Consider the following 19,471-nt stretch of genomic DNA (forward strand, 5'->3'; position numbering starts at 1 on the left):
GGCTCTTGGGGTGCCCGACTTTCCCTTCCCGGCGTCAGCCCCGTGACCATCAGCTGGTCTGCGTACCGCCGCGCGCGGCGCCGTTCGCGGCAGGCCTGGGTGCTCCTCGCCGCCGCCGCCGCAGCCATATTCGTGGCCCTGGTCTGGTTCTTCACCACCGGCCAGTTCGCGGCAGCCGGACCGGCGGCAGATGGCCCCACTGAGGCGCCGGTCTTCGACGCCGCCTGGATGAAACCGGTCCAGGAGCCCAACCCGGTGCCCTCCGGCAGCGCCCTCGCAGCCCTCGACGGCCTGGCCGTGAAAGGCAGGGCGCCCAACACCGGCTACAGCCGTGAGGCCTTCGGCCAGGCTTGGCTTGATGTCGACCGGAACGGCTGCGACACGCGGAACGACATCCTTCGCAGGGACCTTGCCGGCGTTGTGTTCTCCGAGGGGTCCTCCTGCAAAGTGACGGCCGGGCACTTCCGGGAACCCTACACGGGCCAGGACGTGGACTTCCGGCGCGGATCCGAGAGCAGCCGCGCCGTCCAGATCGACCATGTGGTGGCCCTGGGTGACGCCTGGCAAAAGGGAGCCCAGCGGCTCACGGCCAAGGAACGCCAGAGCCTGGCCAATGATCCGCTGAACCTCGTCGCAGCGGACGGCGCCGCCAACCAGCAAAAGAGTGCGGGTGACGCCGCTACCTGGCTTCCAAAGAACACGGCAATCCGCTGCCATTACGTGGCCCGGCAGATCTCCGTGAAAGCCGCCTACGGCTTGTGGGTGACGGCGGCAGAGAAAGACGCCATGCGGCGGGTCCTATCCTCCTGCCCCCAGCAGCCCACCATCGCCGCAGGCTGACCGGACGCCGCCCGGACACGGTCAGTGGCCAAAGGGGTCAGGGTCCACCCCGGGCATCCAGGTGAGCCCCGGCACGCCCCAGCCGTTCTTCTTGGCCTGCTTCATGGCTTTGCGCGAATACCGGTCCATCAGCCGGTTGACGTACAGCTTGCCGTCGAGGTGGTCGTATTCATGCTGGATGACCCTGGCAAACCAGCCCGTGGCCTCGAACCGGACGGGTTCCCCGAATCCGTCGAAGCCTTCCACGCGGGCCCATTCCGCCCGTTTGAGCGGGTACTGTTCGCCCGGGAAGGAAAGGCAGCCCTCTTCCTCCTCGTCGGGGTCGGGAGCAGCGCCGGAGACCTTGGACAGGGTCAGGACGGGATTCACCAGGACGCCGCTTGGGGGAGCGCCGTCGTCGTTCGCGTACTTGTAGACGAAGATCCGTTTGCCGACGCCGATCTGCGGGGCGGCGAGGCCCACTCCGTTGGCTGCGTCGTTGGTTTCAAACATGTCGGCAATCAGGGTGCGCAGTTCGTCGTCGAAAACCTCCACCTCGGCGGCGCGGCGGTGCAGCACAGGCTCGCCCCAGATGGTGATAGGCAGAACAGTCATATCAGTTGTCCTTCGGCTTCTCGGTGTCCCCGGCTGCAATGCATGTACCCGGTGGGGCACGACAAAGGAGGCCGCACCGGATATCCGGTGCGGCCTCCTTTGTTGACGGCTGCATGTGCCGCCCCGTGAGGGTGAGCGACGGGGGTTGAACCCGCGACCTCCTGGACCACAACCAGGCGCTCTGCCAACTGAGCTACGCCCACCATGTGCCTCAAGGGAATTCCGCCGTAGCGGCTCCCTGGAAACGCAACTCAAATAGCTTACCTGCTCGGAAGGGGTGCTTTGTCCACTTTCTGCGATTTGGGGCAAAATTTCACCAAACGTGGCGCAGATTACTCTCCGGAGCTGCTTTCGTCAGCGGCATTGGCGATTCCCCTGGCAATCTTCTGGGCGGTGGCGCTGTCAGGTCCCGGGGCGGGGACGAATACGGCTTCGCGGTAGTACCTGAGCTCATCGATGGAATCTTTGATGTCTCCCAATGCGCGGTGGCCGCCCTTCTTCGCCGGCGACTGGAAGTAGGCCCGGGCGTACCAGCGGCGCGAAAGCTCCTTGATAGTGCTGACGTCGATGACCCGGTAGTGGAGGTGCTCCACTACCGCGGGCATGTCGCGGGACAGGAACACGCGGTCGGTTCCCACCGAGTTCCCGCCCAGGGGTGCTTTGCGCGGGTCCGGGACCCAGGCGGAGATGTACTCCATGACCGCTGCCTCTGCTTCTGCCATCGTCTTGCCGTGCGGCAGTTCCGCCAGCAGCCCGGACCTGGTGTGCATGTCCCGGACGAAGTCGGACATCTGGGCCACGGCAGCATCGTCGGGTTTGATGACGACGTCGACGCCGTCGCCAAGGATGTTGAGCTCCGAGTCCGTGACCAGTGCTGCCACCTCGATCAGGGCGTCGTTTTTGATGTCCAGGCCGGTCATTTCGCAGTCGATCCAGACGATTCGTTCGTTAGATATAGGCACCGGACCAGCCTACCGTTACACCTCCGGGCACCCTGCCGATGCTAGGATTTCGGGTACGCGGCGGGTCGCCCTTCCGCCCTGAATCCTGTTCCGGCGGGCCCGCGCGGCCGCCGGGTGAACCGCGGAAAAACGCATGAAGATTGGACGATCCTGAGATGACGGCGCCTGTGCCCGCAGCGGGGGAGATGGCGGCGGACGGCGTTGCCGGAGCGGGCAGTGCCGAGGTGGACAATCCACGCTCACCCCTGCTTGCCGGCTTCCTGGGCTCCTTGTCCATGATGATCGGCTCGATTGGCGTGGGCTGGCTGGCTCCCGTTTCGGAGCTGCGCCGTATGCCCGTGTTCATCTGGATGCGGACCGAAGCCCCGGGGGTGGCGCTGTCCATTGTCCTGGTGGCCGTGGGGGGCATGCTCCTGGTGCGCGCCTGGCTGCGGCTCGGGCAGAAAGTCCGCGTGTGGGGCGAACAGGCCCGGCGGGCAACCCTGGCCGCGGTGGTGGCGTGGGGACTTCCCATGATGTTCAGCGTGCCGCTGTTCAGCCGTGACGTGTATGCATACATTGGCCAGGGGAGGCTGATGGTGGAAGGCTTCAACCCGTACGAAAACGGCATCTCCGCCCTGTCCAACTACTTCCAGCTGGGAGCCGACAAGCAGTGGACCGAAGCCCCGGTTCCCTACGGCCAGCTGTTCCTCTGGATCGAGCAGTTCGTCGTCTGGGTGACCAACGTCCAGCCGGAGGCCTGCGTCATGCTCTTCCGGCTGGTGGCATTGGCGGGCGTGCTGCTCTGCGTCATCTATGTTCCCCGGCTCGCTGAACTGCACGGCGTGAATCCGCACCGGGCCCTCTGGCTGACGGTGGCCAATCCGCTTTTCCTGACCAACTTCATTGCCAGCGTCCACAACGACTCCCTGATGATCGGGCTGGCCCTGGCGGGCCTGTACTACTCCGCGACCCGGCGCCAGGTCCGCGGCATCGTCCTGGTGACCCTGTCCATCGCGGTGAAGCCCATCACCATTGTCTTCCTGCCGTTCGTTGGACTCCTCTGGGCGGGAAGGAATGCGGGATGGCTGCGGAAAGTGGCATTTTGGGCGCTGACGGCGGGCCTGAGCCTGGCGCTGCTGGCAGCAATGAGCATGGTCAACGGGTTCGGCTTCGGCTGGATCAACGGGCTTTCCGCGCCGGGCAGCATCTCCATCTGGTACGCCCCGGTGGGCCTGATCGGCATGGTGGTTGGGTCGCTGGCCGGCGCCTTCGGTTTTGACGGGTCCGTGCCCGCAGGCTGGGTGTTCGACGCCGGCAAGCTTCTAGCCGTGGCCATCCTTGCCTGGCAGATCCTCAAGGGCGACCATGACCGCCTGATGCGCCGCCTCACGCTCGGCCTGGCTGCCGTGGTGCTGCTGGCCCCCATCATCCAGGCCTGGTACGTGGTGTGGCTGATTCCGCTGTTCGCCGTGACGGGTATTCGTAACGACTGGCAGGTCAAGGCCCTCTACTTCGTGGTGTCGTTCTTCATGATCTACGCTATCTCGGACCAGCTGGACGTCTTTCCCTACCTCCAGACCCAGGACCTGGGCTTCGCCCTCCTGCTGGCCAGGATTGCGGCGGCCCTGACCGCCCTGCTCTTTGGGCTTTACCTGATCTTCTGGGACCGTGGCACCCGCAGGCTGTTCCGGAAGTCGCACGAGCCCGTCGTCGAACGTCCTGTGATCTAGCGGCCGCTACCCGTCCGGGGCCGCGGAGCTGATCCTGCGCAGGGCCTCCCGGCGTGACAGCGGGCTCATGGCCTCCCGGTGCCGGGCCGCAAACGCCTCAACCCAGTCCGGCGCCCTCTTGGCGTACTCGCGCAGTGCCCAACCGATGGCTTTCCGGATAAAGAACTCCGGATCCGCCAGGTTCGGCTCAATGACGGCGGCGAGCAGCTCCGTGTCCGTGGCTGTTCCCGCGCGAAGCTGCGACGTGATGGCAGCCCTCCGGATCCAGAGGTCCGGGTCCCGGCTCCACTGCCGAAGGAGGGTGGCCATTTCTTCAGGGTGCGCCAGCAGCAGGGAGCAGATCCGGCCGGACACGCCGTCGGCAAAATCCCACCACGCCCCTGTCCGGATAATCTCCTCGTAGACAGGAAGCATGTCCAGGTCGGCGGTCACCAGCCGGTGTGCTGTCAGGTCGATGGCCGCGTACTTTTCCTCGCGGAACATAGCGGCGCGCCACAGGTCGAGCACCGTGGCGCGAAGCTGCGCCGCGGACGCCGGGGGATACGTCCGCGCAGCGTCCGCCGTGATCCGCCGCACGTCGGGAACCCGGACGCCGAGCGATGGAAGCAGGGACTTCATGTAGGCCTGGGCTCCCGCGGCCCGCACCGGATCGGCCATTGCCCGGAGGGCGGCCCTGACGGAGGCGATGAGGTCCTGGTCGGGGGCGGAGTCCATTGGGCAACTTTAACCGGTGGAAAGTGCGTGCGGTGCGGTAGGCTGGTGAGCGCTAACACCCCGCGACGAAGAGGGAACCATGCCCGGAACCGAAGTCCACCTCGCCCACGGACCCTACTCCGCCGTCGTCACCCTTCGGGGCGGGGCGCTCCGCGCACTGCGCCACGGGGACAGGGACCTGGTGGTGGGATTTGGGCCGGACGGTCCCGTGCCCGACTACCGGGGCGTCATCTGCGCGCCCTGGCCCAACCGGCTGGCGGACGGCAGCTACTCCTACGCGGGCATTGGCTATACCGCCGCCGTTAACGAGCCGGAGCGTGGCTCGGCTTTGCACGGCCTGGCCATCCACAGGCCTTGGGAAGTACTGGAAACAGCCGCGGGCCGGGCGGTCCTGGGATGCCGCATTCCTGCCGGCCCCGATTACCCCACAGACCTGGAACTGGCCGTCAGCTACTCCCTCTCCGAAGACGGGCTCCGCGGCGAGGTGCGGGCGGTCAACGCCGGCACCTCGCCCGCGCCGTACGGGGTATGCCCCCACCCCTATCTGGTGGCCGGCCCGTCCCCGCTGGATGACTGGTCGCTGGAACTTCCGGCCGGCTCCTACCTGGAGGTAACCCCTGACCGGCTGCTGCCCGTGGGCATGCGGCCGGTGGCGGGGGCCGCCTTCGACTTCCGGTCAGCGCGGCGGCTGGGACCGGTGAAGATCGACCATGCGTTTACGGACATCGCCCGGGACGGAGAGGGCCTTGCCCGGGTACGGGTGCTGGACCCGTCCGGTACGGGTGTGGAACTCGAGTGGGGCACCGAGTGGCCCTGGGTGCAGGTGCACACCGGCGACAAGCCCGTCGGCCCGGACCGGCTGGGCCTGGCCGTTGAACCCATGACCTGCCCGCCGGATGCCCTGCGTTCAGGGACGGACCTGGTGCATCTGCAGCCTGGCCAGGCACATTCGGCAAGCTGGACCATTCGGGCAGTGGACTAACTGCGGCCGGTCGCAGGGGCTGCGGCGGGGGTATCCGTCCACCCGGCTCGCTGCAGCCAGGCCGCGCACAGCCCGGTCCACTGCCCGGGTCCTGGTTGGTCTGCGGCAAGCCCTAGCCCGTGCCGCCCCTCCGGGAAGACATGCAGCTCCGCCGGAACGCCGGCGGCAAAGAGCGCCCTGGCGTAGTTCAGGCTGTTGCTCACCGGGACGGCATCGTCGTCGGCGGTATGCCAGAGGAATGCCGGCGGTGCCAGGGGCGTGACGTTCAGCTCCGGCGAGAGTGCCCTGAGAAGGGCCGACGGCGGTGCGTCGCCAAGGAGGTTCGCCACCGATCCCGGGTGGGCTTCGTGGGTCAGTGATGCTACGGGGTAGCAAAGAACCGAAAGGTCGGGGACGGCTGCGCGCACGTCCAGATCCGGATTCCCGGTGGCAGCTGCCGTGCTCAGGGTGGCTGCCAGGTGGCCGCCGGCGGAGAAGCCCAGGACGCCGACACGCCCCGGGTCGACGGCCAACCCACGTTGTCCACCCCTGATGTGGAGCATGGCTTCCTTTGCGTCCTCCAGGGGCGCCGGGTGCCGGTCAGGGGCAACCCTGTAGCGGAGCACGAAGGCGTGGATGCCCAGCGCTGCCAGCCATTCCGCCACGGGCTCCGCTTCGTGATCGGCCTGCCTGGCATAACCTCCTCCGGGCAGGACCAGGATGGCGGGGCGGTAGCCGGCACCCCCCGGGCGGGCCGGAACTGCCGTCAGTGCCGGCAACGCCATCAGGCGGCAGCTTCGGTGCTGCGCCGCAGCGTGACCTCGCCTGTGATGCCACCGGGGGAGGCGGCTTCCGCAGCGTCGCCGGCGGACCTCGGTCCGGTGGCAAGCGTGGCGAGCCGGCCGATGTCCTCCAGCGGCAGGCGGACCGTGGACAGGGCGGGCCGGAAGTCCCGGAGGGTTTCAATGTCGTCGAAACCGGCGATGGCGGCGTCGCGGGGGATGCGGAGCCCTTCGGACCGCAGGGCCGCTGCGGCGCCGATGGCCATGACGTCGTTGACGGCGAAAATACAGAGTTTTGCGGTGGCGTGCGCGTCGCCGGATTGGGCTGCCTTGATCCGGGCCGCCAGTTCCAGGCCTGCGTCATATCCGCCGGACCGATTGAACGCGCTGCGGAGCACTTCGGCCGGACGGCGTCCGGCCTTGTCCAGTCCCTCCTGGAAGCCGCGGACCCGGTCATCGGAAGTCAGGAGGCCTTCCGGGCCGCCGACGATGACGAAGTCCCCGTCCCAGCTGCGCGCAAGCTCCGCGGCGAGGCGGCCGGCGAGCTCCTGGTTGGGGACTTTCACCACGTGGTATCCCTCCGGAGCCGTTGCGCCGACCACCGGGTGGCCCACCACTGCCACCTGTCCGCCGTTGCGGCAGTACCGGTCGAGTTCGGCTGCCAGCTCTGCGTTGCCTTCCTTGTCTTCATCCCGGCACGAGCGGGAACCTGCGATGACAATCGAGTCCGCCCGGCGGGCGGCAAAGGCTGCCACTGCTTCCCTTTCTTCCGCGGGCCCGCCCCCGGTAGTGGCCAGCAGCACCATCCGGTGCTGTTCCCGCGCGGCTGCCTGCACGCCCCGGGCCACGGCCGCGAAGTAGGGGTCCGCGATGTCGTGGACAATCAGGCCGATGAGGCCGGAGCTGGACTTCGCCAGCCCCTGGGCCTGGGCGTTGGGCACGTAACCCAGCGACTCCGCCGCCTGCCTGACCCGTTCGGCGATGTCCTCGCCCGGCTTCCGGGCGGAACCGTTAAGCACGCGGGAGGCCGTAGCGGGGGAAACGCCGGCAAGGCGGGCCACCTCGGTAAGGGTACTTGCAGCCACAGCATCTCCTGGTCTCGGTACGGGCTCGAAGGCTAAGCACATTATGGCAGTTCAAACTTCTTCCGGAAAGCGCTTGCCAAGAGAAAGGGCGCGATGCATCATGGATGCAGTGGGAATGCGCTTTCCCAGTTGGCTTGAGTACATTGCTCACTCACCGTGGAGGACACATGGGCTTCGAAACAAAGACGATCCGCATCGCCATGAACGGCATCACCGGCCGGATGGGCTACCGCCAGCACCTGCTGCGCTCCATCCTGCCCATCCGCGACGCCGGCGGATTCACCCTCGAGGACGGCACCCGCGTCCAGGTTGAACCCATCCTCGTGGGGCGCAATGAGGCGAAAATCCGGGAATTGGCAGAGCAGCACAAGGTTTCGGAATGGACCACCGACCTGGACGCCGTGATCAACGACCCCACTGTCGACGTCGTGTTCGATGCCTCGATGACCAGCCTCCGCGCGGCCACCCTGAAGAAGGCCATGCTGGCCGGGAAGCACATCTTCACCGAGAAGCCCACGGCCGAAACCCTTGAAGAGGCCATCGAGCTTGCCCGGATCGGCAAGCAGGCAGGGGTGACGGCCGGTGTTGTCCACGACAAGCTCTACCTGCCGGGCCTGGTCAAGCTCCGCCGGCTGGTGGACGAGGGATTCTTCGGCCGGATCCTTTCCATCCGCGGCGAGTTCGGCTACTGGGTCTTCGAAGGCGACATCCAGGCCGCCCAGCGCCCGTCCTGGAACTACCGCAAGGAAGACGGCGGCGGAATGACCACTGACATGTTCTGCCACTGGAACTACGTCCTGGAGGGAATCATCGGCAAGGTCAAAAGCGTCAATGCCAAGACCGCCACCCACATCCCTGCCCGCTGGGACGAGGAGGGCAGGGAATACAAGGCCACCGCCGATGACGCCTCCTACGGCATCTTCGAACTTGAAACGCCGGGCGGCGACGAGGTCGTCGGCCAGATCAACTCGTCCTGGGCGGTGCGCGTATACCGCGACGAACTGGTGGAATTCCAGGTGGATGGCACCCACGGTTCCGCTGTGGCCGGCCTGAACAAGTGCGTCGCCCAGCAGCGGGCGCATACGCCCAAGCCCGTCTGGAACCCGGACCTGCCCGTCACCGAATCCTTCCGCGACCAGTGGCAGGAGGTTCCGGCCAATGCCGAGCTGGACAACGGCTTCAAGCTGCAGTGGGAGGAATTCCTCCGCGACGTCGTGGCCGGCCGCGAACACCGCTTTGGCCTGCTCTCCGCCGCCCGCGGCGTGCAGCTCGCGGAACTGGGCCTGCAGTCCAACGACGAACGCCGCACCATCGACATCCCGGAGATCACCGTCTAATGACTTCCCTCATCCTTCCCTCCTCCGACGGGGGCACCAGGGAGTACCGCCTGCAGGGTGGCACCACCTGGGCCCGCCCCACCGCGCCACTGACAGCCCGGCGGGCATATGCAGCGGCCCACGTCATTCCCGAAGTACTCGCGGACAACACCCCCGGGGCCCCTGCACGCCTCGACTGGGACGCCACCATGGCGTACCGCCACGAGCTCTGGTCCTATGGCCTGGGCGTGGCCGATGCGATGGACACCGCCCAGCGCGGCATGGGCCTTGACTGGGCTGCCACCCAGCAGCTCATCAAGCGCACCGGTGTCGAAGCAGCCTCGGTGGTCGCCGCCACCAATCCCGCGACTGCCGGCAAGTCCGTTCGCGACCTCGTCTCCTGCGGCGCCGGCACCGACCAGCTGGAGACTGATTCGCTTCCTGCAGGTGAGGCCGGAATCAAGGCCGTCCTTGAGGCCTACCGCGAGCAGATCGCCGTCGTCACCGAGGCCGGGCCCAAGGTCATCCTCATGGCCTCCCGCGCCCTGGCAAAGGTGGCACGGGGCCCCGAAGACTACCTGACGGTGTACTCCACCCTCCTGCGGGAAGTGGACCAGCCGGTCATCCTGCACTGGCTGGGCACCATGTTCGATCCCGCCCTCGCCGGCTACTGGGGATCGGACGACGTCGCCACGGCCACCGAAACGTTCCTCGGCCTCATCAAGGACAACGCCGTCAAGGTGGACGGTGTCAAGGTCTCGCTGCTCGATGCCGGCCACGAGGTGGCCCTGCGGGCGGCCCTGCCCGACGGCGTCCGGCTCTACACCGGCGACGACTTCAACTACCCGGAACTCATCGACGGCGATGGCAGCCACCACTCCGACGCCCTGCTGGGAATCTTCGCGGCAATCTACCCCGCCGCTTCGGTTGCCCTGCAGAACTACGACGCCGGCAACGCCGCCAAGGCCCGCGAAATCCTCGACTCCACCCGGGAACTGGGCAAGCACATCTTCAGTGCCCCTACGTTCTACTACAAGACAGGAATCGCCTTCCTGTCCTGGCTCAACGGCAAGCAGCCCGGTTTCCAGATGGTGGGCGGCCTGCATTCGGGCCGCTCGGTCTGCCACCTGGCCAGAACCTTTGAGCTTGCGGACCAGGCCGGACTGCTGAAAGACCCCGCGCTGGCGGCCTTCCGGATGTCCGACTACCTGCGCATCAACGGGGTGGGAGTATGAGCGACTTCGCGCGCCTGTCCATCAACAGCGCCACTACCAAAAAGTGGACGCTCGCCCAGGTCGTGGAGGGGTGCGTCAACGCTGGCATTCCCTCGATCGGCCCGTGGCGGGACCGCGTGGAGGAAGCCGGCCTGGACAAGGCGGCGCGCCTGATCAAGGACGCCGGCCTGCGCGTGTCCTCACTGTGCCGCGGCGGGTTCCTCACCGCCGCAGACGCCGAAGGCCAGGCGGCCGCGCTCGCGGACAACCGCGCAGCGATCCTTGAAGCCGTGGCCCTGGACACCCGGGAACTGTTCCTGGTGGTCGGCGGGCTTGCACCGGGGGAGAAGGACGTCGTGGCCGCCCGGCAGCGCGTTGCCGACAGGCTCGCCGACCTGGTTCCCTTCGCCGCCGAACATGGCGTCCGCCTGGTCCTGGAGCCGCTGCACCCGATGTATGCGGCCGACCGTGCCCTGATCTCCACGCTGGGGCAGGCGCTGGACCTTGCAGCGCCGTTCGATGCCTCAACCGTGGGCGTCGCCGTGGACACCTTCCATGTCTGGTGGGACCCGGACCTGAAGGCGCAGATCGGGCGCGCAGGCCGGGAGAAGCGCATCGCCTCCTACCAGGTGTGCGACTTCAACATGCCGATCGCCGCGGACCCGCTGCTGTCCCGCGGGTACATGGGCGACGGCGTGGTGGACTTCGCCACGATCGGCACCTGGGTACGGGACGCCGGCTACACCGGGGACATCGAGGTGGAGATTTTCAACCAGGAGATCTGGGACACGGACGGCAACACCGTCCTGGCCACGGTCAAGGAGCGCTACGCGGAGCTTGTCCTCCCGTTCGCCTGACCCGGAATAATTCCGCGCCAGCGCAGAGGAGGCCCGGACCGCAGACGGTCCGGGCCTCCTCTGCGCTGTGGCCTCAGGCGGACAACGAGGCGAACCGGCGGTACCTTGCCAGCACAGCGCCGTCGTCCTTTTTCTCTGGGAGGTCGACGGCGCCTGCCGCCCAGGTGGGGAAATGTCCGGTGAGTGCCGCCGCGGCCTGGCGCGCGGCGCCGTCAGCCACGTATTCGCCCGGCTGCGGCACCGTGATGCCGTTACCCAGCAGGCGTGCAGCTACATCCTGCACAGCGGCGGACTGGGCGCCCCCGCCCACCAGGAGGATCCGCTGGGCGGACACCCCCTGCTCCTGCAGGGCTGCCAGGCCGTCCGCCAGTGAACAGACCACGCCTTCGACGGCGGCGCGCGCCAGGTTGGCGGCGGTGTAGTTCGCCCGCGTAATGCCGTGCAGGGAGCCGGTGGCGTCCGGGAGGTTGGGCGTCCGTTCCCCGTCGAAGTACGGGACCAGGGTCAGGCCTCCGGCGCCCGGTTCGGCGGAGAGTGCCAGCCTGTTGAACTCCGCCAGGTCGACGCCCAGCAGGGCGGCGGTGGCATCGAAAACGCGCGTGGCGTTCAACGTGCACACCAGCGGAAGGTAGTGCCCGTCTGCATCGGCGAACCCGGCCACCAGCCCTGAGGCATCTGCCGCCGGCGAAGCGGAAACCGCGAACACGGTGCCGGAGGTGCCCAGCGACATCACCACGTCGCCCAGCCCGGCACCTGCCCCCAGGGCGGCGGCCGCATTGTCCCCGGCGCCTGCCCCCAGCAGGGCACCTGCCGGCGTCCTTCCGGCCGCCTCCAGTGGGCCCAGCACCCGCGGAAGGACTGGAAGGTGGCCGAGCGCGGCGGAAAGGACATCGGGAAGGTACCGGTCCTCCGCCGTCGAGTAATACCCGGTGCCCGACGCATCCGAACGGTCGGTGGCCAGTGCCGCCAGTCCTTCCCTGCCACTGCCTGGACCGTGGCCTGCGAGCCGCCAGGTGAGCCAGTCATGCGGCAGGCACACGGCAGCGACCTGGGCGGCGTTCTCCGGTTCGTTCTCCGCGAGCCAGCGCAGCTTGGTCACCGTCAGCGAGGCGACGGGGACGGTCCCCGTCGCCCGGGCCCAATAAGCCGCGCCAACGGCAGGGTCCCCGCCGCCGGCTTGTGCGATGAGTTCCGCGGCTGCGCCCGCGCTGCGGGTGTCGTTCCACAGCAGTGCCGGCCGGACCACCGTCCCGTCCGCGTCCAGGCAGACCATCCCGTGCTGTTGGCCGCCGACGGAGATGGCGGCCACGTCATCCAGGCCACCGGCATCCGCGGCGGCCTTGAGCAGCGCCGTCCACCAGTGGTCGGGGTGGACCTCGGTGCCTTCCGGGTGCCCCGCCCTGCCCTCCCGGACCAGTTCCCCGGTATGGGCATCGCGGATGACCACCTTGCACGACTGGGTGGAGCTGTCGATGCCTGCGACAAGCACCATGGCCTAGCGGGCGCCCAGGAGGTGTTCGATGGCGAGCTGGTTGAGGCGCACGAAGGCGAAGGAGCGCTCGGCGGCCTTGTCGGCGTCGAAGTCCTCGAAGGCGGCGGCGTCGGCCAGCAGGTCGGCGGTCGTTTCGCCGGCCTTGAGGGTGGGCTCGCCAAGTTCGAAGACGCCGGAGGTTTTGAGGGCTTCCTGTACCTGCGGGTCAGCGCGGAACGCCAGTGCACGTTCCTTAAGGAGCAGGTACATGGCCATGTTCGCCTTCGCGGACTCCCATACGCCGTCGTAGCCGTCGGTGCGGGAGGGCTTGTAGTCGAAATGGCGCGGGCCGTCGTACGTGGGGCCGCCACCCGGGAAGCCGTTCTCCAGCAGGTCCACCGTGAAGAAGGCGCTCGTGAGGTCGCCGTGGCCGAAGACGAGGTCCTGGTCGTACTTGATGCCGCGCTGGCCGTTGAGGTCGATGTGGAAGAGCTTGCCTGCCCAGAGGGCCTGCGCAATCCCGTGGGTGAAGTTCAGCCCAGCCATCTGCTCGTGGCCGGTTTCGGGGTTCAGTCCAACGATGTCGCCGTGCTCGAGCTGGGCGATGAAGGCCAGGCCGTGGCCGACCGTGGGCAGGAAGATATCGCCCCGTGGCTCGTTCGGCTTGGGCTCAAGCGCAATGCGCAGGTTGTAGCCCTTCTCCTTGATGTAGCCGGCAGCGGTGTCCACGCCTTCCTTCATCCGGTCCAGGGCGGCAGCGAGGTCCTTGGAACCGTCGTACTCGCTGCCTTCGCGGCCGCCCCACATGACGAACGTTTCGGCACCAAGTTCAGCAGCAAGGTCGATGTTCCGCAGGACCTTGGACAGGGCGAAGCGGCGGATGGAACGGTCGTTGGAGGTGAAGCCGCCATCTTTGAAGACGGGGTGGCTGAACAGGTTGGTGGTGACCATCGGAACCTTCAGTCCGGTCTCAGCCAGGGCTGCACGGAAGTTCTTCAGGATCAGCTCCCGCTCCGAAGCGGAGGCATCGAACGGGACCAGGTCGTTGTCGTGGAACGTAAGGCCATAGGCGCCCAGTTCGGCCAGGCGGTGTACGGCCTCCACCGGATCCAGGGCGGACCGGGTGGCCACGCCGAACGGGTCGGCACCGGTCCAGCCGACGGTCCAGAGACCGAAAGTGAACTTGTCAGCGGGGGTGGGGGAAAGAGTCATGATGCGTCCTTGCGATCAGGTGCCTGCGGAATTGCGAGGCATTAGTTCATTGCCTGAACTATATGGACGGACGTAGGGTGGGGTCAATAGTCCGGCAGGCAGGCCGCCGGAAAAATTTGGCGGAAGCGCCGGACCGAGGAGCTGTGTGATGGTGATGCCGGCGCCGGCAATGCCCGGACCCGGAGGGTCTGCCCCCGGAAACGTGGGGGATGTGCGCCGCAGCAACCTGGCGCTGGTGCTGGGGGCGATTGCCGAGTTCCCGCCCGGCGCCCGCCCCAGCCGCGCCCAGGTGGCCGGAGCCACCGGATTGACCAAGGCCTCTGTGTCCAGCCTGGTGCTGGATCTCCTGGAGGCCGGGATCATCCGTGAAATCGGCCTGAACCCGCAGGGCCGCGGTCGGCCGGGGGTTGGGCTGGAACTGAGCCCTGCCCGTGCGGTCATGGGTATGGAGGTCAACGTTGACTACATCTCTGCAGCCGTGGTGGACCTTGCCGGAACGGTGCTGCTCCGCGAGGTGCAGGAACGTGACAACCGGAACAGCCCGGACCGGCCGGTCCTCGCCGCGCTCGCAGTCCTCGCCGCAAGGGTGCGCAGCGCCGCAGGGGAGCGGGGGGTCGAGGTCCTGGGCGGAGGGCTGGCAGTGCCCGGCCTGGTGGACCCGGCCGCTGCGCGGGTGTTGGCCGCTCCCAACCTGGGCTGGATCGATGTGGACCTCGACCTGGACGCCCTGTTGCCGGAAACCGCACTGGGAGTTGCGCTGTTCAACGAGGCCGATGCTGCCGCCCTGGCCGAACTGCGGCACCGCCCGGACGGTGCATCAAACTTCCTCTTCGTCTCCGGCGAGGTGGGCGTAGGCGGCGGGATCGTCATTGGTTCTGAGCTGTTTACTGGCCCCGGCGGCCACGCCGGCGAAGTGGGGCACATTGTGGTGGACCCGGACGGCGGCCGCTGTTCGTGCGGAGGCACCGGTTGCCTTGAGACGGCGGCGGGACAGGACGCCATCCTCTCCGCCGCCGGCCTGGCAGCTGACGGCGGCTCCCGCTCGGCCGCCATGGCCGCACTCCTGCGGGCGCTGGAAGCCGCGGAGCCCGGGGCGGTAGCCGCCGTCGAGCATGCGGGCCGCTGCCTGGGGATCGCACTGGCTTCAACGGCCCGGGTGGTCGATATCGATTCGGTGGTCCTCGGTGGCCACTTCGCGGTCCTGGACCCCTGGTTGCGGGAACCCTTGCTGGAGAGTGTAAAGACCTACGCGCCGGGCAAGTATGCGCCGGAGGCCATCACGATGTCCGCAGTGGGGGAGTATGGCGCCCTGCTGGGGGCCGCCGGCAGCGTGATCCGGTCCCTGGTGGAAGCCCCGCACCGGCTGAGCGCTTAGCAGCAGATGCACGATGCCCCGGTCCAAAGACCGGGGCATCGGCCACCAGGGTGCCCCAGGAGGGAATCGAACCCCCGACCGGCGGATTAGAAGGCCGCTGCTCTATCCCCTGAGCTACTGAGGCATCAGCTTCCGGCCTGCAGGCCGGCGCCTCAAAAAGTTTACATTGCCCCGGCTGCCGGCGGCGTCATCCGGCCTCCACTGTTCCTCCCCACGTGGCGGGCTGGGGCCTGTTGTCCACATACGGGAACCCGTGCCTCCCCGCCGCCGGCGTCCGGGGTGATGCTGGTCATGCCTGCTACAGGCGCCACCATCCAGACAGGACGTAGACATGAGCGAAACGATTTCCATCCGGGGCTTTGTTGCCACCGAGATCACGAGTTCCACCACGCCAGGGGGAGTGGCAACAGCCTCCTTCCGGCTCGGTTCCACCACGCGCCGGTTTGACCGGGAATCCAAAACCTGGGGCGACGGGCACACCAACTGGTTCACCGTGCAGGGCTACCGCAACCTGGCCGGGACCCTGGGCTGCAGTATCCGGAAGGGCCAGCCGGTCATCGTCGTGGGCAAGCTGAAGATCCGCACCTGGGAGAAGGAAGGCCGGGTCTACCACTCCACCATCATCGATGCCGAGGCCGTGGGGCACGACCTTGCCTTCGGGTCGGCGAACTTCATCCGGACCGCGTCCAGGCCTGCGCTGTCCCTCGTGGAGCAGCCCCAGTCCCCGGAGGATGGCCCTGTGGTGGACCCTGGCCTTGACGAACCGGAGGACCGCGAGGACGGGCATCCCGAAGAGCACGGCGTCGCGGCGGTGGTCATCGAGGACAACGACGGCGGCCTCGCGTCCCTTGACCTGGAAACCGGGGAACTCGCCGAAGTCTAGGAACACGCATCAGCTATCGACGTTCCCCGTTCAGTCCCGGGCGGACGGATTGGCAGCACCCCCCGGCTGCCGTCCGTCCGCCCGCCAGGACATACTGCCCCGTCCTGTGCCGTGGATGGCCACGGCCGGTCGCGGCGGCCGCGCCACCCCGGTCGTGGAACAATGGCACCATGCGTCCCACCCCTTACCGCCGGCAGATATACCGGGCCGGTGCAGCGCTGACGTGCGCCGCCCTGGCCGCACTCTTGGCAGGGTGTGCCGCAGGTCCTGCCGCAAACAGCCCTTTAGTTGGCGGCAGTGAAGGATCCTTGACGCCGACGGCGGCAGCGCCCGCACAGCCGTCGGGTGCAGCCCGGGAGGGCAGTACGCCCGCAGGGGAAGCGATGGCCAACACGTCCGGCGGTGCGACGTCCGCTGCAGGCACCGCGGCCACCGACAACGTCAAGCGGACTGTCACCGATACGTTGGCGAAACTTGCAACAGGGACGCCAAAACCGGCTACGGCGCAGGTCAGCGACGCGTTGACGGGAGCGGGCATCGCGCCGGCGGCGCTTCAGGTCTCGCAGAGCCGCACGCCCACCGGATTGGAGGCGGATGCCATTGAGGCTGCGGTGCTGCAGGGGAAAGACTGTGTCATCGGCCAGGTGCGCGAAGGTGCCGTGACCGTCACAGTGCTTCCGGTCCTGGCCAGCGGCAAGTGCTTCGTGGGCTCCTGATCCCGCCGGCATTCCGGCCGCAAATGTGAGATCTGCCCGCCAACCCACTAGATTTGAGACCATGGCGGAATTTATCTACACAATGACCAAGGCCCGTAAGGCCGTTGGCGAAAAACTCATTCTTGATGACGTAAGCATGTCCTTCTTCCCGGGCGCCAAGATTGGTGTTGTGGGCCCAAACGGTGCCGGTAAGTCCACCATCCTCAAGATCATGGCCGGGCTGGACACGCCCTCCAACGGTGAAGCCAGGCTGAGCCCCGGCTACAGCGTGGGAATCCTGCTCCAGGAACCGCCCCTCAACGAGGAAAAGACCGTCCTGGGCAACGTCCAGGAGGGCGTGGGCGAGATCTACGGGAAGATCCAGCGATTTAACGAGATCTCCGAGGAAATGGCCAGCCCCGATGCTGACTATGACACCCTCCTCGAGGAAATGGGCAAGCTGCAGGAAGCCATCGACGCCGCCGATGCCTGGGACCTCGACTCCCAGCTGGAGCAGGCCATGGATGCCCTCCGCTGCCCCCCGGCCGACGCCGATGTCACCAACCTTTCCGGTGGTGAGCGCCGCCGTGTGGCCCTCTGCAAGCTCCTCCTGCAGAAGCCGGACCTGCTGCTCCTCGACGAGCCCACCAACCACCTGGATGCCGAGAGTGTCCTGTGGCTCGAGCAGCACCTGTCGAGCTACCCCGGCGCCGTCCTCGCCGTCACCCACGACCGGTACTTCCTGGACCACGTGGCGGAATGGATTGCCGAAGTTGACCGCGGCCACCTGTACCCGTACGAAGGCAACTACTCCACCTACCTGGAGAAGAAGCGCGCCCGCCTCGAGATCCAGGGCAAGAAAGATGCCAAGCAGGCCAAGCGCCTCGCGGAGGAACTTGAGTGGGTCCGCTCCAACGCCAAGGGCCGGCAGACCAAGTCGAAGGCCCGCTTGGCCCGGTACGAGGAAATGGCCGCGGAAGCGGACCGCACCCGCAAGCTTGACTTCGAGGAAATCCAGATCCCGCCGGGACCGCGCCTCGGCGGACTGGTCCTGGAGGCGAAGAACCTCCAGAAGGGCTTCGAGGACCGTGTCCTGATCGAGGGATTGTCCTTCAGCCTGCCGCGCAACGGCATCGTCGGCGTCATTGGTCCCAACGGTGTGGGCAAGTCCACCCTCTTCAAGACCATCGTGGGCCTGGAACCGCTCGACGGCGGCGAGCTGAAGATCGGTGACTCGGTCAAGATCTCCTACGCGGACCAGAGCCGCGGCGGCATCGACCCCAACAAGACCCTGTGGGAGGTCGTTTCCGACGGACTCGACTTCATCCAGGTGGGCAACGTGGAGATGCCGTCCCGCGCCTACGTGGCAGCCTTCGGGTTCAAGGGCCCGGACCAGCAGAAAAAGGCGGGCGTGCTCTCCGGCGGTGAGCGCAACCGCCTGAACCTGGCCCTGACCCTCAAGCAGGGCGGAAACCTGCTGCTCCTCGACGAACCCACCAACGACCTCGACGTCGAAACCCTCAGCAGCCTGGAAAACGCGCTGCTCGAGTTCCCCGGCTGCGCCGTGGTGGTCTCGCACGACCGCTGGTTCCTGGACCGGGTGGCCACCCACATCCTGGCCTACGAAGGTGACGAGGAGAACCCCTCCAAGTGGTACTGGTTCGAAGGAAACTTCGAGTCCTACGAGGAGAACAAGGTGGAGCGCTTGGGCCCCGACGCTGCCAAGCCGCACCGCGTCACCCACCGCCGCCTGACCCGCGACTAACAGCGCGGAACCCCGCGCGGCACGCAGAAGGCCGGCACCCGAAGGAATTCGAGGGTGCCGGCCTTCTGCGTGCCCGGTACTTCACGGTGCCCGGGATGTCAGGCGCCCCCGGGACCGGTGGGAATGCGCACCATCCCCTCCTGCGCCACCGTGGCGACGTGCTGGCCCTCGCGGTTGAAGATCTTGCCCGTTGCCAGGCCGCGTGCCCCGTGGGCGCTGGGGGATTCCTGGACATAGAGCAGCCACTCATCAACCCGCGCCGGCCGGTGCCACCACATGGCATGGTCCAGGCTCGCAACGTTCATGCCCGGAGTGATCCAGCTCAGTCCGTGCCGCCGGAGGATGGATTCGAGCAGCGTGTAGTCGCTGGCGTACGCCAGGGCGGCGCGGTGCAGGTTGGCGTCATCCGGCATCGGCCCGAACGTCTTCATCCACACGGCGTTGCTGGCCTCCCGCGGACCGGCCGCCGAAACATACAGGGCGGGGTTGACATGCCGGATGTCGAAGGGCCGCTCGTAGGCCCAGTGGCGTGCCACCGGATGGTCGAACCGGCCGAGCAGGTCCGCCGTGCTGGGCAGGGATTCGGGGTCCGGGATTCCGGCCGGCATTTCCGAGGAGTGTTCGATTCCTTCGTCGTCGCCCTGGAAGGAGGCGATCATGGACAGGATGGGCACGCCGTCCTGGTAGGCGTGGACGCGCCGGGCGGAAAACGACCGGCCGTCGCGGAGCCGCTGCACCCCAAAGGTGATCGGCTTGTTGGCGTCACCGGGCCGCAGGAAGTATCCGTGCATGGAATGGACAAACCGGTCCGGATCCACCGTCCGGATCGAGGCCACGAGCGACTGGGCCAGCACCTGTCCGCCAAACACCCTGTGGTGCGGCTGCTTCTGCGACGGGCCCAGGAAAATATCCTCATCCGTGCGGGCGCCCTCAAGCTCACCAAGGTCCAGCAGTTCGATCAGCGATGAGGTGGGGTCGCCGCTGGGCGGCGCCAGCAGTCCGGCTTCGGCTTCAGTCATGGTCCGACTCTAGA

The 19,471-nt window shown here is 67.4% G+C and carries 18 protein-coding genes and 2 tRNA genes; 10 read left to right on the forward strand and 10 right to left on the reverse strand.

The window, feature by feature from the left end; translation table 11 throughout:
• Positions 1-42: 42 nt before the first annotated feature.
• Positions 43-840 (forward strand): HNH endonuclease family protein, encoded by a 798-nt coding sequence (locus J2T23_RS00100; protein WP_307356167.1) that lies wholly within the window; start codon positions 43-45, stop codon positions 838-840.
• Positions 841-861: 21 nt separating this feature from the next.
• Here J2T23_RS00100 and def read toward each other — a convergent pair whose 3' ends face one another.
• The 3 genes from def to orn form a co-directional block, all read right to left on the reverse strand.
• Positions 862-1,434 carry a peptide deformylase gene (gene def / locus J2T23_RS00105; RefSeq protein ID WP_141181743.1) on the reverse strand — a complete coding sequence of 191 codons (573 nt, stop codon included), beginning with the start codon at positions 1,432-1,434 and terminating at the stop codon, positions 862-864.
• A gap of 130 nt (positions 1,435-1,564) precedes the next feature.
• Positions 1,565-1,637, reverse strand: a tRNA-His gene (locus tag J2T23_RS00110).
• 129 nt (positions 1,638-1,766) lie between these two features.
• Entirely contained in the window at positions 1,767-2,396 is a 630-nt protein-coding gene (orn, locus tag J2T23_RS00115; protein ID WP_307356169.1) for an oligoribonuclease, read from the reverse strand.
• A 155-nt stretch (positions 2,397-2,551) separates the two neighbouring features.
• On the opposite strand from orn, the gene mptB reads away from it, so the two are divergent.
• Positions 2,552-4,108 carry a polyprenol phosphomannose-dependent alpha 1,6 mannosyltransferase MptB gene (gene mptB / locus J2T23_RS00120; protein ID WP_307356171.1) on the forward strand — a complete coding sequence of 519 codons (1,557 nt, stop codon included), beginning with the start codon at positions 2,552-2,554 and terminating at the stop codon, positions 4,106-4,108.
• 6 nt (positions 4,109-4,114) lie between these two features.
• Here the strand turns inward: mptB and J2T23_RS00125 are convergent, their stop codons facing one another.
• Complete coding sequence (locus J2T23_RS00125) at positions 4,115-4,822, reverse strand: DNA alkylation repair protein (protein ID WP_307356174.1); 708 nt, start codon at positions 4,820-4,822, stop codon at positions 4,115-4,117.
• A 79-nt stretch (positions 4,823-4,901) separates the two neighbouring features.
• Here J2T23_RS00125 and J2T23_RS00130 point away from each other — a divergent pair, with 79 nt between their 5' ends.
• The gene (locus J2T23_RS00130) at positions 4,902-5,804 is read left to right on the forward strand and encodes an aldose 1-epimerase family protein (RefSeq protein WP_307356176.1); all 903 of its coding nucleotides are present in this window, start codon (positions 4,902-4,904) and stop codon (positions 5,802-5,804) included.
• On the opposite strand, the gene J2T23_RS00135 is transcribed toward J2T23_RS00130, so the two are convergent.
• Both J2T23_RS00135 and J2T23_RS00140 read right to left on the reverse strand, forming a co-directional pair.
• Positions 5,801-6,568 (reverse strand): alpha/beta hydrolase, encoded by a 768-nt coding sequence (locus J2T23_RS00135; RefSeq protein ID WP_307356178.1) that lies wholly within the window; start codon positions 6,566-6,568, stop codon positions 5,801-5,803. The genes J2T23_RS00130 and J2T23_RS00135 overlap by 4 nt on opposite strands.
• Positions 6,568-7,650 carry a LacI family DNA-binding transcriptional regulator gene (locus J2T23_RS00140; RefSeq protein WP_141160197.1) on the reverse strand — a complete coding sequence of 361 codons (1,083 nt, stop codon included), beginning with the start codon at positions 7,648-7,650 and terminating at the stop codon, positions 6,568-6,570. The genes J2T23_RS00135 and J2T23_RS00140 overlap by 1 nt, the downstream gene beginning before the upstream one ends.
• Positions 7,651-7,817: 167 nt before the next feature.
• On the opposite strand from J2T23_RS00140, the gene J2T23_RS00145 reads away from it, so the two are divergent.
• The 3 genes from J2T23_RS00145 to J2T23_RS00155 are packed head-to-tail and all read left to right on the forward strand — an operon-like array spanning position 7,818 to position 11,037.
• Positions 7,818-8,987, forward strand: coding sequence for a Gfo/Idh/MocA family protein (locus J2T23_RS00145; protein WP_307356181.1), 1,170 nt, complete (start codon positions 7,818-7,820; stop codon positions 8,985-8,987).
• Complete coding sequence (locus tag J2T23_RS00150; RefSeq protein ID WP_370871437.1) at positions 8,987-10,201, forward strand: dihydrodipicolinate synthase family protein; 1,215 nt, start codon at positions 8,987-8,989, stop codon at positions 10,199-10,201. The genes J2T23_RS00145 and J2T23_RS00150 overlap by 1 nt, the downstream gene beginning before the upstream one ends.
• Positions 10,198-11,037: a sugar phosphate isomerase/epimerase family protein gene (locus tag J2T23_RS00155; RefSeq protein ID WP_307356184.1), complete on the forward strand. Its 840-nt coding sequence runs from the start codon at positions 10,198-10,200 to the stop codon at positions 11,035-11,037. Before J2T23_RS00150 ends, J2T23_RS00155 begins: the two co-directional genes overlap by 4 nt.
• 73 nt (positions 11,038-11,110) lie before the next feature.
• Here the strand turns inward: J2T23_RS00155 and xylB are convergent, their stop codons facing one another.
• Both xylB and xylA read right to left on the reverse strand, forming a co-directional pair.
• The gene (gene xylB, locus J2T23_RS00160) at positions 11,111-12,529 is read right to left on the reverse strand and encodes a xylulokinase (protein ID WP_307356186.1); all 1,419 of its coding nucleotides are present in this window, start codon (positions 12,527-12,529) and stop codon (positions 11,111-11,113) included.
• 3 nt (positions 12,530-12,532) lie between these two features.
• Entirely contained in the window at positions 12,533-13,720 is a 1,188-nt protein-coding gene (gene xylA / locus J2T23_RS00165) for a xylose isomerase (RefSeq protein WP_141160202.1), read from the reverse strand.
• Between the two features lie 148 nt (positions 13,721-13,868).
• On the opposite strand from xylA, the gene J2T23_RS00170 reads away from it, so the two are divergent.
• Positions 13,869-15,095 (forward strand): ROK family protein, encoded by a 1,227-nt coding sequence (locus tag J2T23_RS00170; RefSeq protein ID WP_307356189.1) that lies wholly within the window; start codon positions 13,869-13,871, stop codon positions 15,093-15,095.
• 51 nt (positions 15,096-15,146) lie between these two features.
• Here J2T23_RS00170 and J2T23_RS00175 read toward each other — a convergent pair.
• Positions 15,147-15,219, reverse strand: a tRNA-Arg gene (locus tag J2T23_RS00175).
• 207 nt (positions 15,220-15,426) lie between these two features.
• Here J2T23_RS00175 and J2T23_RS00180 point away from each other — a divergent pair.
• The 3 genes from J2T23_RS00180 to ettA all read left to right on the forward strand — a co-directional run bounded on the left by J2T23_RS00180 (position 15,427) and on the right by ettA (position 18,438).
• Complete coding sequence (locus J2T23_RS00180; protein WP_307356192.1) at positions 15,427-15,978, forward strand: single-stranded DNA-binding protein; 552 nt, start codon at positions 15,427-15,429, stop codon at positions 15,976-15,978.
• A 170-nt stretch (positions 15,979-16,148) separates the two neighbouring features.
• A complete protein-coding gene (locus J2T23_RS00185) occupies positions 16,149-16,694 on the forward strand; it encodes a DUF6993 domain-containing protein (RefSeq protein ID WP_141160205.1) in 546 nt (181 codons plus the stop codon).
• 61 nt (positions 16,695-16,755) lie between these two features.
• On the forward strand, positions 16,756-18,438 hold the full coding sequence (gene ettA / locus J2T23_RS00190; protein WP_307356195.1) for an energy-dependent translational throttle protein EttA: 1,683 nt from the start codon (positions 16,756-16,758) through the stop codon (positions 18,436-18,438).
• 98 nt (positions 18,439-18,536) lie between these two features.
• Here the strand turns inward: ettA and J2T23_RS00195 are convergent, their stop codons facing one another.
• Positions 18,537-19,457: an acyl-CoA thioesterase gene (locus J2T23_RS00195; RefSeq protein ID WP_307356198.1), complete on the reverse strand. Its 921-nt coding sequence runs from the start codon at positions 19,455-19,457 to the stop codon at positions 18,537-18,539.
• Positions 19,458-19,471 lie beyond the last annotated feature (14 nt).

The sequence above is a fragment of the Pseudarthrobacter niigatensis genome (assembly GCF_030812615.1).
Lineage (GTDB): Bacteria > Actinomycetota > Actinomycetes > Actinomycetales > Micrococcaceae > Arthrobacter > Arthrobacter niigatensis.